Source organism: Bdellovibrio sp., from assembly GCF_047637665.1.
Taxonomy (GTDB): Bacteria; Bdellovibrionota; Bdellovibrionia; order Bdellovibrionales; family Bdellovibrionaceae; genus Bdellovibrio.
The window spans coordinates 121,288-133,903 of sequence record NZ_JBLJBT010000015.1 but is presented as its reverse complement, the minus strand read 5'-3'; the positions used below and the strand labels follow the sequence as shown (position 1 = coordinate 133,903).

The 12,616-nt window shown below is 46.5% G+C and carries 10 protein-coding genes and 1 pseudogene; 7 read left to right on the top strand and 4 right to left on the bottom strand.

Features of this window, described 5'->3' with window-relative positions:
* Positions 1 to 871 (bottom strand): annotated as a pseudogene (locus ACM64D_RS03995) (hypothetical protein); the annotation flags it as partial.
* A gap of 620 nt (positions 872 to 1,491) precedes the next feature.
* Between ACM64D_RS03995 and ACM64D_RS03990 the strand changes: the two are divergent.
* On the top strand, positions 1,492 to 2,286 hold the full coding sequence (locus ACM64D_RS03990) for a murein L,D-transpeptidase catalytic domain family protein (RefSeq protein WP_415061887.1): 795 nt from the start codon (positions 1,492 to 1,494) through the stop codon (positions 2,284 to 2,286).
* A 23-nt stretch (positions 2,287 to 2,309) separates the two neighbouring features.
* On the opposite strand, the gene ACM64D_RS03985 is transcribed toward ACM64D_RS03990, so the two are convergent.
* Positions 2,310 to 3,686, bottom strand: a complete 1,377-nt coding sequence (locus tag ACM64D_RS03985; RefSeq protein WP_415061886.1) for a mannose-1-phosphate guanylyltransferase/mannose-6-phosphate isomerase — start codon at positions 3,684 to 3,686, stop codon at positions 2,310 to 2,312.
* A 247-nt stretch (positions 3,687 to 3,933) separates the two neighbouring features.
* Here ACM64D_RS03985 and ACM64D_RS03980 point away from each other — a divergent pair, with 247 nt between their 5' ends.
* From ACM64D_RS03980 to ACM64D_RS03970, 3 genes are read left to right on the top strand one after another with little or no spacing between them, the layout of a single operon-like run.
* Complete coding sequence (locus ACM64D_RS03980; RefSeq protein ID WP_415061890.1) at positions 3,934 to 5,037, top strand: DegT/DnrJ/EryC1/StrS family aminotransferase; 1,104 nt, start codon at positions 3,934 to 3,936, stop codon at positions 5,035 to 5,037.
* A complete protein-coding gene (kdsA, locus tag ACM64D_RS03975; RefSeq protein WP_415061885.1) occupies positions 5,037 to 5,888 on the top strand; it encodes a 3-deoxy-8-phosphooctulonate synthase in 852 nt (283 codons plus the stop codon). Before ACM64D_RS03980 ends, kdsA begins: the two co-directional genes overlap by 1 nt.
* Before the next feature lie 36 nt (positions 5,889 to 5,924).
* Complete coding sequence (locus ACM64D_RS03970) at positions 5,925 to 6,920, top strand: lysylphosphatidylglycerol synthase transmembrane domain-containing protein (protein ID WP_415061884.1); 996 nt, start codon at positions 5,925 to 5,927, stop codon at positions 6,918 to 6,920.
* Here ACM64D_RS03970 and ACM64D_RS03965 read toward each other — a convergent pair.
* Positions 6,917 to 7,900, bottom strand: coding sequence for a D-glycero-alpha-D-manno-heptose-1,7-bisphosphate 7-phosphatase (locus ACM64D_RS03965; protein ID WP_415061883.1), 984 nt, complete (start codon positions 7,898 to 7,900; stop codon positions 6,917 to 6,919). The genes ACM64D_RS03970 and ACM64D_RS03965 overlap by 4 nt on opposite strands.
* Positions 7,901 to 7,994: 94 nt before the next feature.
* Here ACM64D_RS03965 and ACM64D_RS03960 point away from each other — a divergent pair, with 94 nt between their 5' ends.
* From ACM64D_RS03960 to ACM64D_RS03950, 3 genes are all read left to right on the top strand, one after another.
* Positions 7,995 to 8,519 (top strand): TIGR03546 family protein, encoded by a 525-nt coding sequence (locus tag ACM64D_RS03960; protein ID WP_415061882.1) that lies wholly within the window; start codon positions 7,995 to 7,997, stop codon positions 8,517 to 8,519.
* 12 nt (positions 8,520 to 8,531) lie between these two features.
* On the top strand, positions 8,532 to 10,493 hold the full coding sequence (locus ACM64D_RS03955; RefSeq protein ID WP_415061881.1) for a TIGR03545 family protein: 1,962 nt from the start codon (positions 8,532 to 8,534) through the stop codon (positions 10,491 to 10,493).
* A 188-nt stretch (positions 10,494 to 10,681) separates the two neighbouring features.
* Positions 10,682 to 11,785 (top strand): vWA domain-containing protein, encoded by a 1,104-nt coding sequence (locus ACM64D_RS03950; protein ID WP_415061880.1) that lies wholly within the window; start codon positions 10,682 to 10,684, stop codon positions 11,783 to 11,785.
* A 145-nt stretch (positions 11,786 to 11,930) separates the two neighbouring features.
* Here the strand turns inward: ACM64D_RS03950 and ACM64D_RS03945 are convergent, their stop codons facing one another.
* Complete coding sequence (locus ACM64D_RS03945) at positions 11,931 to 12,491, bottom strand: TlpA disulfide reductase family protein (RefSeq protein WP_415061879.1); 561 nt, start codon at positions 12,489 to 12,491, stop codon at positions 11,931 to 11,933.
* Between the last annotated feature and the right edge of the window lie 125 nt (positions 12,492 to 12,616).

The following is a 12,616-nucleotide window of genomic DNA, read 5'->3' as shown; positions in this document are numbered from 1 at the left end:
CGCCACCGTGATCGTCTTTGCCACCACCATGGTCGTCTTTACCACCACCATGGTCGTCTTTACCACCACCATGGTCATCTTTTCCGCCACCGTGATCGTCTTTGCCACCACCATGGTCGTCTTTACCACCACCATGGTCGTCTTTACCACCACCATGGTCATCTTTTCCGCCACCGTGATCGTCTTTGCCACCACCATGGTCGTCTTTACCACCACCATGGTCGTCTTTACCACCACCATGGTCATCTTTTCCGCCACCGTGATCGTCTTTACCACCGCCGTTATTATCTCCCTTAGGCCCGCCATTACCATTATTGCCGTTATTCGAACTACCGCCATGGCCCGTTCCGCCACCATTATTCGAACTGCCGCCATGGTCACCTTTATCACCGCCGTTATTATCTCCCTTAGGCCCACCATTACCATTATTTCCGTTATTCGAACTACCACCATGGCCCGTTCCGCCACCATTATTCGAACTGCCGCCATGGTCACCTTTATCACCGCCGTTATTATCTCCCTTAGGCCCACCATTACCATTATTTCCGTTATTCGAACTACCACCATGGCCCGTTCCGCCACCATTATTCGAACTGCCGCCATGGTCGCCTTTGTTGCCACCATTATTGTTATTTTCCTGTGGACCTTTGCCGCCGCCGTTATTTTCGCCCGGCTTGGGACTAGATCCAAAGGTAACGAAAGATCCAACAGGAACACTCACCTTCCCCGTTTTCTCACCAGAATATTTCGAAGCAATTTTTTTATCCGTCGCACTCTGATCATAGACGTGATTAGACACCTGTGACCAAGAGGGATTCGCAATAAGCGAGATACCCATTGCGAGGACGGATTTCTTTATTTTGAAATTCATTTTTCCTCCATAACCTTTTTTGTTGGTTGACCGAGGTAGGATTAGTCGAGTTGTTTTTCTTTTGAAAGTTTGAAGGTCGTAATTTTCAGTCTTTTAATTGTCTGCTTGCGACATCAAAATATTAAAACTACTAAGGCACTACACTCTCTGATTCTCACGAATAGAAAAAATAGAAACGCGATGAAAAAAAAATCACCATCTTTTCCACCAGTTTGATTCAAAAACACATTCCTGACTAAGGTAGTTCTCGAATGAGAATCACGGATTTCACAGGCAAATTCGTCCCCCGAATGAATTCCGCAAGAGCTACTCTAAGAACTTTCCGACAAAAGAACCTAACTTTTTGAAACTCAGACAATCAACATAAAAACAGCCGAGCTCAATTAAAAAGAAACAACCTAGATTTCGAACCCTTAATATTGAAGTACCTATTTGTCAGATGCCACATGCTGGAACATCCCGGTGACAAACTTTTGGACAAAGCGCCCATTCACGTCACCTTCTTCGTCAAGAACGTTCGTGTAACGGCAATAAACCCCAAACCAGATGGCATACGCCTTGTATATCTTCCGAACGGATGAACTCTAATTGGACGTAAATTGCGTTAAAAGGAACCTACCATGATTAAGCTGCTCAGCTTGCTTACTCTAACCCTCTTCAGCCTGCAGAGCTTTGCGGGAAGTCTCTATGATGTGAAAGTCAATGAAGAACGGCTTTACGATATGTTCATAAAGCAAGGCGTCCCGGAAGCTGCCCTACAAAGAACTTTTGAATTCCTCGACATTAACAAAGGAAAAACCGTCCTCGTCAAATCCAAGGTCAGAGGAAAAGGCAACGCCTTTATGGCCGACCGCGAGATCACTATCAAAGATGAAACAGCCGCCATCATCGATTTTTCGAAGCCCTCCAGCGAGCGTCGTCTGTTTGTTATAAACCTGAAGACTGGAGTCGTCTCAAAACATTTCGTAGCCCACGGCAAAGGCTCTGGCGTCAACGTCGCGGCTAAGTTCTCGAATATTGATGGATCAAAGATGTCATCCCTTGGACTCTACCTGGGAGGCAATACCTACTACGGTCAACACGGGGAATCTTTAAATCTTTATGGCCTGGAACCCTCTAATGATAAGGCCGCAGAACGAGACATCGTCGTCCACGCAGCCAGTTATGTCTCCGAGGATTTTGTGAAAGCTCAAGGTCGTCTTGGACGAAGCTGGGGATGCCCGGCAGTCGCCCCTGGAATCATTCGCAAAATGATCACCAACTTTAAGGAAGGTGGCGTTCTCTATGCCTACCATGCTGATCTCAGCGCGACGGCTACCAAGAGCCCAACTCTTCAAGAAGTAAAAACAGATAAAGAAGAAGTGGATGTCGACTTACCCGAAGAAGAAGAATCTCTTCGCAAAAACCAAAAATAAAAAAAGGGACTAAGTCCCTTTTTTTACGTTCTCCGATAGTCGTCTTCGTATCTGACGATATCGTCTTCACCAAAATAAGTTCCCAGCTGAACTTCTACAAACTCCAAAAGAGCTTCCGTATTATTGCGAATGCGATGTTTTGCGCCCAACGGAATATGGACATGACTTCCCGCCTTCACGGGAATCACCTGGTCATTGAGAACCACTTCTCCAGAGCCTCGAGCGATAGTCCAATGCTCTTCCCGCTTCGCGTGAGACTGATATGAAATCTGTGAATGAGGATTCACCCGAATCATTTTGGATTTAAAGTGCTCCGTATCTTTAATAATCTCAAAATATCCCCATGGGCGATACTCGTAGACATGTCCCTTCACCAACGAGGACTTCTGCTGACTTAAGGCCTCCACCACATGACGAACATCTTGAGATTGCCCCTTCTTCACTAACATCATGGCATCTTTAGTGTCGACAACAATCACATCTTCCATGCCAATCATCGAGTAATGTTTCTGAGAATCTCCAAAAACAAAGTTGTCACTCCCTTTGACATTGAGAACGTCATGGCCTTTTTGCAACGAGGCCACCGCATCCCACGATCCGACATCACTCCAACCACAATCCGTCGGAATGCAGGCCAGTTCATCGCCATTAAGCTTTTCCATGATGGCATAGTCAATCGAAATGCTTTGAACTTTCGAGTAAACTTCCTCGAGATTCGACGAGTCCTCCTTCAAAGTAGAAAGCTGCCGCCACAACTCGGGCTGATGCTTTTCAAAAAGACTCACCATGTGACTCACTTTAAAAACAAAAATACCTGCATTCCAACTGAAGCTGCCTTGAGCAATAAACTCTTTGGCCTTCTGCAAATCTGGCTTTTCATGAAACTTAACAACCGAATAAGCTCTTAGCGGACCTTGCTCTTTAATGCTGACTGCGCGAGTTTGAATATATCCATACCCAGTCTCTGGATAGGAGGGAGTAATCCCCAGTGTCACAACACGATTTTCTGCGGCCACAGATTTCGCAAACTCGACAACTTTTAAAAATGCCTCTTCTTTAGTGATAAGATGATCAGAAGGAAAAATTCCCACCACCTCATGACCTTTTCCTTGGGCCTCGAGAAGTTTGCATAAAGCGGCAATGGCGGGTGCTGTGTTTTTCCCCACAGGTTCATAAACAACCTGCACGCCCTCTGCCTTATTCTGCTTAAGGTTCAGCTCCGTCAATGTCTGCAATGCCTGAGAAGTCACAATCCAAGGAGAACCCATCTTCATACATCTTTGCAGGGTCGAAGTTTGCAAAGGCTGACCAAAAATATCACAAAATTGTTTAGGCATATGTTGCCGAGAAACGGGCCACAGACGCGTCCCACTTCCTCCTGACAGTACTACCGGTATCAAAGCGACCTCCGAACTAAGTTCATAATTTATATCATCAAACCCCGGGAGTGCGTAATTATAGTCACACCATGGCCCATTTCGTCAAAAAACTGAGGCCTTTTGTAAACAGATCGCGTGGCACTTTCACCACAGTCTTTAAAAAGCTCTCGACCCAAAGTCCTAAATCCTTGTCCTGATAGACATTTCATTCGAAGAAGAGGATACTTTTTTTGTCGTAAATATTCAAATTTGGAGGCCTTTTATGTCTATTCCTTTTATTGACCTCAAAGCCCAATACAAAGCTTTGAAACCATCTATTGATTCACGCATTCAAAAAGTTCTAGATCATGGCGCCTATGTCAACGGACCGGAAGTTGTTGAGCTTGAACAAACCTTGGCAAAATACGTTGGAACAAAACATTGTCTCACAATCGCCAACGGAACCGACGCCCTTTGGGTTCCCTTAATGGCCCTGGGCATCGGGCAAGGCGACGAGGTCATTACCACGGCTTTCTCTTTTATCGCAACGGCAGAGGTTATCGTTCTTGCGGGAGCAAAACCCGTTTATGTCGACATTGATCCCAAAACCTTCAATATCGACATCAACAAGATTGAGGCCGCCATCACTCCTCGCACCAAAGCGATCATGCCCGTTTCCTTGTACGGCCAAATGCCTGACATGGACAAAATCAACGCCATCGCAAAAAAACACGGGCTTCATGTTATCGAAGACGCGGCTCAAAGCTTTGGTGCTCGCTACAAAGACCAGCGCAGCGGCAGCTTAACGACAGCAACTGGCACAAGCTTCTTCCCAGCAAAACCCCTGGGCTGCTACGGCGATGGCGGAGCCATCTTCACTAACGATGACAATCTCTACAAAATCGTAAAAGAAATCCGCGAACACGGCTCTGAGTCGCGCTACTATCACACTCGCCTTGGAATCAATGGCCGCCTCGACACAATCCAATGTGCGATCCTCTTGGCAAAGATGGAAAGATACGATTGGGAACTAGACCAACGTCAACGCGTGGCAGATCGCTACAATGATGCTTTTTCTTCTATTAAGGCCGATGGCTTCAGCACGCCTTTCGTAGAGTCCACCTGCAAATCTGCATGGGCTCAATACACTCTCACTGTGAAGGATCGTGCGGGATTCCAAAAGAAGATGTCCGAAGCGGGCGTGCCCACTTCCGTGCACTACCCTCGCATTATGCCAGATCAACCTTGGTACAAAGAACATACAGCAGATCCCAAGCAGGAACTGCCAATGGCTCGTTGGGCTGCCGAGCATGTGATCAGCTTGCCAATGTATCCTGATATGGACAATGCGACCCAAGATAAGATTATTGCCGCAGTCAAAGGGGCTTTCTAATGAACACAGGATTTGGTCCTCTCGCAAAACCAGTTGTCCTCAAGACAGCAAATGAAACCATCACTTGGGGAGACGGAAAAAACTTTGTTCTTTTCGCGGGTCCCGACATTATCGAAGACGAAGGCATGGTTTTAGAAACTGGCAAAGAGATTCAAAAAATTACTAAAGCGTTGGGCATTCCCTGGATCCTCAAATGCTCCTTCGATAAAGCCAATCGCCAAAGCGCTGCAAGCTTCCGCGGCCCTGGAGCGAATTCAGCTCTTAAAAGTCTTGAGAAAATCAAAGGGGAATTGGGCTGTGCTCTTTTAACCGACGTTCATGAAACCATTCAGGTGAAAGAAACCGCCGAGGTGGCCGATGTTCTGCAAATCCCCGCTTTCCTTTCTCGCCAAACCGATCTTTTGGTTGAGACTGCCAAAACAGGCAAGGTCATTCACATCAAGAAGGGTCAGTTCTTGGCTCCTTGGGACATGAAGGCTATTGCACAAAAAGCCGTGAATGCCGGCAACGATAAAATCCTCTTGTGTGAACGCGGAACAACCTTTGGCTACAACCGTCTTATCAACGACATGACAGGGCTCGTAGAAATGCGCCGTTTGGGTTTCCCCGTAATCATGGATTGCACTCATTCCACTCAGCTTCCTGGAGCCACCGGTGAAAGCAGTGGCGGACGCGGTGAAATGGTGTGGCCCTTGGCCCGTGCTGCGATGGCTGTCGGAGTGGATGGAATCTTCCTAGAGACTCATCCCAACCCCGAAAAGGCTCTGTGCGATGGTCCGACGTCTTTACCACTTAAGAACCTTGAGGCTGTCCTGACAAATCTTAAAAAAATCTGGACAACTCATTTCTAAGTAGAGTTCCTAGTTAAATTCAAGTAAGACTGAACCATGGTTAAGCACACAAAAAAGCTCCTGGTTCAGTCTTCCAAGATCCTGTTTTCTGCAGGCATCATTTACTGGCTGATCCAATCTGGAAAATTAAACTTTGCCGCCCTCAAAAATCTCCTCAACCCTGGGGCCGCTTCTTTAGCTTTATTTTTAATTTTCCTCAGTCTCTTTTTTGCAAGTGAACGCTGGCGAATTTTAATTCGCTCCCAAAAGCTATCGGCTCACTCGTGGCCCGTCTTCAAGCTAAGCCTCATTGGAAGCTTCTTTAATTTTGCGATGCCTGGGGGGGTCGGCGGCGACGTCATCAAAGCCTACTATTTCACCCGAGAGAACCCAGGCAGCAAAGTCATCGGCGTCACCAGTGTCCTCATGGATCGCGTCCTAGGACTTTTCGCGATGGTGCTTATGGCGCTCGTTGTGATGCTTTACGATCTACAACATATCGTGAAAACCCCCGCCCTCATGACCTTATTTTGGTTCATTACGAGTCTCTTCCTCGTCTTTGTGGTCGCTCTCTCTTTAGTTTTTTCGCAAAAGATCTACGATGCGGGTTTCTTAAAAAGAGTTATCGCGAAACTTCCTCTCTCTGCGAAATTCATGAAGCTCTATGAGAGCATGCACATCTATGGAAAAGACGGGAAAAGATTTTTTGCTGTGATCCTCATCAGCCTTGTAGGGCAAACTAGCTCCATTATCTTCCTCTATCTTGCTGGATACATGGCCGGCTTCACAGATGTTTCACTTAAGACCTATTTCCTTGTAGCACCTCTTGGTTTTATGGCCACAGCGATCCCCATCTCCCCAGCGGGAGTCGGCGTCGGACAAGCTGCTTTTTACTTCTTATTCAATCTCTACACAGGTCACTCGTCAGATTTAGGCCCCACGGTGATCACCGCCCAACAAGTCGGCGTCTTCCTTGTGAGCCTTCTGGGAGCTTTCTTTTACCTTCGCCGCAAGGACCGGGTCGAGACCACAAAAATCGAAGATATGAACTAAAGAATCACGGATTTCAAATCGGACCGAACTTCAAACTGAAACGAAGGATGGTCCTTCTGATAGTCCACTAAGGTACTCTGCTCCTTATTGAGCTTTTCCGAGGAGAGCAGATATAGACTGCCCACGCCAGCCCCCTCGGCCGCAATAAGATCGGAAGCACTGTCACCGACCATCACCGATTTTGCCATATTCACTTTGATTTTAGAATTCACGAGCTGAAACATTCCCGTACGGGGCTTGCGCAAACTCGCCATTAAGCGCCCTGCAGGAGTCGCCTCTTGGTCTATAAAAAATGACCAAACACACTCGTCAATCCAGCAAGACTTTTCCGCCAAAAGAGCCAACATTTTTTGATGAACCGCCTGATACTCCGTCCAAGAAATCCAGCCACGCCCTAAGCCTGACTGATTGGTCACCAAAGCCACCCAATAGCCTTTCTGATGCGCCCGAGAGATCAAACCCTCAATGCCCGGCTGAAGCTCAACCTTATCAGGGTCCTTATTGTAAGGAACGTTTTTTACCACAACGTCATCGCGATCCAAAAACAAACAGGGTGCCTCATGGCTTTCTAAAAAATCTTGCGGCGCCGTGAGTCCCCTCTGCAGATCGGCCAGCCTGTCCATCCCCATTTTCCAGTCACTCAACTCACAAGGAGCCCAAACGAAGTCCACAAGAGCTTTAAACAAAGAAGGCGGCTCCGCCCCCACTAAGACCCGTTGACCTTGCAAAACGGCATTTAGAGTCATCAGACACTCGACCTGAGGCGAGAAGATAAAGATCATGTCCTGAGGTTTTGTTTGATACCTCACACTCAAGAGATCATGCACGCTTCGCTTAACAAAAGGAATTTGCCCGAGGTATTTCTCATGAAGAGGCTTTAGCCATTCTTCTATATCTGCGGGAGCTCCATCGGCGATAAAAACCAGGACTCCACCCATTTGCACAGTATCAATTATTTGGGTTTCCCACTGCATCATCATAATCCCACCTTACGACAAGTCTCCCCCGGTGTCCTCGGGTTTCTACTTGCCGCCTTGCATTTATGCTTATTAGAATCTTCCGAGGAGGATACCGATGACTCTCTTACTCAAACAGCTTTTCAACTTCCTAAAGCTCCTCAACTCAGACACCGGAACAAATCAATTAGCTGCGGGTCTTTCGTTAGGACTCATCTTAGGATTTGCTCCCTTTCTTTCCATTCAAACACTGCTGGTGCTCGCAATCATTTTTGTTTTTCGCGTACAAATTGGCGCGGCCTTCCTCTCCGCCTTTTTTTTCAAGTTCACCGCCTACTTCTTTGATCAACCTGCGCACCTCTTAGGAAAGGCGGTCTTGGAGTCAGAAAGCCTTCGCCCCCTTTTTGTTACGATGTACAACATGCCCCTTGTGCCTATGACTCGCTTTAACAACAGCATCGTGATGGGCTCTATGATTGTTTCAATTCTGCTTCTGCCTTTTGCCTACGCGGGGTTTAAGATCGCCATCCTTAAATATCGCGCAACTGTCGTGGCTCGCTTCAAAGGAACCAAGGCCTGGAAGGCCTTTGCCGCGACAAAGCTCTACAACTGGTACACCACTTACGACAAACTTTACGGTTAGAACGAGGCCACAATGACAACACCAGAACAAAAGACCGCAAAACAAAAAGTCAAAGGCCCTATTCGCTGGGAAGCCATCATTCCTTTTTCCATCATTTGTTTAGTCATTGGCCTCTATTTCCATTTCTTTTTCGATGGACATCTGCGCCGCGCCCTGGAGTGGGCCGGCTACAATGCAGTCGGAGCGGAAGTAAACATCGCAAATCTTGAAACAAGTTTCTTTAAAGCCAGCTTACGAATTCAAGGCATTGAACTTACAGACGCAGAGCGCCCGACCCATAACTCTCTCAAAATTGGCGACATTCGTTTTTCAATGCTTTGGGACGCACTCTTGAGAGCCAAAGTCGTTGTTAATGAAGCCGCCGTAGAACAAATTGAATTTGGTGTTAAAAGAAAAAAGCCCGGGAAAGTTAAACCTCCCGAGCCCCCCTCCAACGAACCCAGCCTAGCTGAAAAAGAAGTTCAAAAACTTAAAGAGCAAGCCCTTAAAGAAGCTCAGGGACAAGCCGGTGATAATGTCCTCGGCGATGTCATTGCGATGCTCGGCGGATCAGACACCAACGTACAACTACAAAAACTTCAAGAGTCTTTGCCCTCGAAGGCCCTTCTGGAAAAATTTGAAGTCGAACTGAAAACAAAGCAACAAAGCTGGGATCAGCGTCTCAAATCTCTTCCTCAAGGAAAAGACATCCAGGCTTTAAACGATCGCCTTAATAAGATTAAATACAAAGACTTTAAAACTCCGCAAGAGCTGCAAACATCTCTGCAAGAACTTGATAAGGTTTTTAAAGATGGCGATGCTATGTACAAACAAGTTCAAAGCACCGGCGATGATCTCGGCAAGGACCTCAAAGCTTTAGAGACTCAATACAAAGAAATCGAAAAGCAGGTTAAAACGGATATCAAAACTCTTGAGCAACACTTCCGCATCCCGCAGCTCGACGCCAAGGCTCTCACTTTAGCTGTTTTCAATCGTTACCTGGCGCCCTATAAAGCGAAGTTCTTCCGCTATAAAGAGCTGGCCGATAAATACGTTCCACCGAATCTTATGACAAAAGACAAGAAGAACGAAGATATCGTCATTCAACCTCACCCTCGCGTGGAAGGCATCAGTTACGAATTTGGTCGTCTCAACTCTTATCCTCTATTTTGGATCAAACGAACGGCGGTTAGCTCTCAGGCAGGCCTTTCCCCAGAGGCCGGTAATATCAAGGGTGAGATTCTCAACATCACATCCAATCAGCGCTTGATTGGAAAACCCACTGTGGCAACGCTTAATGGGGACTTCCCTTCCAATGAGATCTTCGGATTCCTGGTGCGCCTGTCACTCGATAACACCAAAGATGAAAGCGAAATTGATTATAAACTTAAAGTGGACTCTTATTCGATCTCAGGAAAAGAGTTGGTGCAGTCTCCTGATGTAAAAATAGCCTTTAACAAAGCCAGCGGCAGTTTGGGGCTTGAAGGAAAACTCACTGGTCTTAAAAATATTGTTCTCTCCATGAACAATAAGTTTTCTAAAATTGATTATGCCGTGTCGTCCAGCAACGACATTGCCGATCAAATTCTAAAGGCTGTCTTCGCCGGCATTCCCGTTGTCACCCTCAGCGTGGACGGACAAGGTGTTTTCCCGAATGTTCCGCTGTCCATCAACTCAAACCTGGGACCGGAGCTTCAAAGAGGTTTTGAAAAGCAAATTCAAGCCAAGATCGACGAGGCTCGCAAAAAAATTCAAGCCATGATTGATCAAGAGATCGGAAAACAGAAAGCTCAGATCGAAGCACAACTGAATCAACTCAAAGGCCACCTCGACAACGAAGTGAAGAAGGCTCAGGCTCAACTGGAAGATCAGAAAAAACAGGTTGAAACCAAAGCCGATCAAGCCAAGAAGGACGCCGAAAGTCAGGGCAAAAAGAAGCTCGAAGAAGAAGGAAAAAAAGCACTGGATGAGTTGAAGAAAAAATTCGGACTTTAATATTTCTGAATGTTATTAATTTCGTAAAAGTTGTTTCCCCAAGAATGTCGAAGCTCTCTACAGGACCTGACAAGAGCTTCGACAAAATATCTAACTTACTGTTATTGCTTAGTATTTTTGCTCGCTTTTTAAGGCATGCCTCTTTTTTTAGCATAGGTTTTTATGCTAGTCTGACGAAGAGGTATTATATGAAAGCTTCGACTCTAACCCAAAATATAGTTCTAAGCTGTGTGATCGCCACCTTCACCAACGCTTGCGCCAAAATGAATTTCACTCCCGTCCCCGAGCAAGAGGCGGCGGCGGTAGCACCTCCCCCTGCGCCAGCCCCAGCTCCCAATAAAACAGTCTCAACAAGTGAAGTGGTCGCCTACGGAAATAAACAAGTCGACTTCTTGCTGGTTCTGGACGACTCAAATTCGATGTTGCCCGAACTCAAAAAACTTGCGGCTCGCATGTCCACCTTCGTGAACTCCCTGGATGCGAGTAAAATCGACTGGCAGATGTGTCTCACGACAACGCGTGGATATTCTCAAGGTGGAAGCCTGGTCTACGGCCTTCCTCAAGTTTGGAAGAACTACACCCCTTCTGGAGGTACTCCGGCTTATCTTCTAAAAAAAGGAACCAGTGATCTCAACACGATCTTCACTTCGACAATCGATACTATGACTATCGGAGGCAGCAACTCTGGAGACGAACGAGCCATCAAAGCAGCTCATGATAACTTCAAAGATTCCAGCTCCCATAGCTGCTATCGTCCTGGAGCGGCCATCTCTGTCATCGTAATTTCCGACGAAGATGAGCGTTCTGTCGGAGGAGATCCTAAAAACGTGAAGGCGACAGACACCACCACCGCCTACCAACCCCTTGCAGAGGAAGACCTCCCAGCCACTCTACTAGCTCGAGCCCATACAATATTTGGCGACGACATTCGCTTCACCTTTAGCTCCATTATCGTCAAGCCTGACGACAAGATCTGCGAAGCGGAGCAAGACAAGGACACCTCGCCCAGCCACGCAGGTCATGTTTACGCAGAAGCGTCTCGTCTCACTGACGGCGGAGTGGGAAGCATCTGTGACGCTGATTACAGTGCCAACCTCAACACCTTTAAAGACAAGATCGTCAACTCGTTATCGTCACTCACTTTGCAGTGTGAAGCCGACCCCGCTTCGTTAAAAGTGAAAGTGGATGACCTACAGGTTTCCGGCCTGAAGCTGGAAGGAAAAACATTGAAGTTCACCTATCCCTTAATCGAAGGCACAAAAATTGATCTAATGTATGACTGTTTAGAATAAGAAATCGATCAAAACGGTGGTTTGATTTTACCAAAATCAGCCACCGGCCTTTTCGCTACGCCCGTGATCACTCGATCGGAAAAAATGATTCTCAATTGAAAATAAGATCTCTCTGAGAAAATCAAAAAATTATGCTTTGCGAGTTCTACTTTCCCAGCAAAGTGTTCATATAAGCAATAGAGTCTTTGTTATACCAATCAATCGAACCCACAAGCTTCTTGGCCAACTTATGCTCTTTATTAAGAACCAGAGACTCCGGTAGACGGGCAACTTGAAACTGCTTCATCAAAGAGCGGTCTTCATCCCAAACAATTTTGATATGAGCCCCTTTTAACTCAGGGAAGGACTTCATAAAAACATCAATATCTTCACGACTACTATCCCCAGAGATCGCAATAAGCTGGACCTCTCCCTTAAACTCATTAACCAACTTAATAAGAGAAGGCACCTCTTCGATACAAGGAGCACACCAGGAAGCCCAGAAGTTCAAAATCACAATTTTTCCCTCGTAGGATTTCAACTCAAAAGTTTGTCCTGCAAGGTCCTTCATTGAAAAATTAGAAACCCCATCCTTTTCCATACTCTCCAAAGAGGCGTACGAAGTCGGGCCCTCTTTTAATTTGGACGCATAAAATGAATTGAAAGCCCACACTCCCAAAACGGCAATAATTAGAACAACAATAAGTGCTTTCAAGTGCTGCTTCATAAAGACTCCTAGCTCCTACAGACCTTAGATGATTCCACACGCAGGAGCAACACTTCACGCTCCGCTCACCCAAACCATCCCGGCCCTAGCTGACTTCGAACGTCCAAAAAACAAAAGGCCCTGGT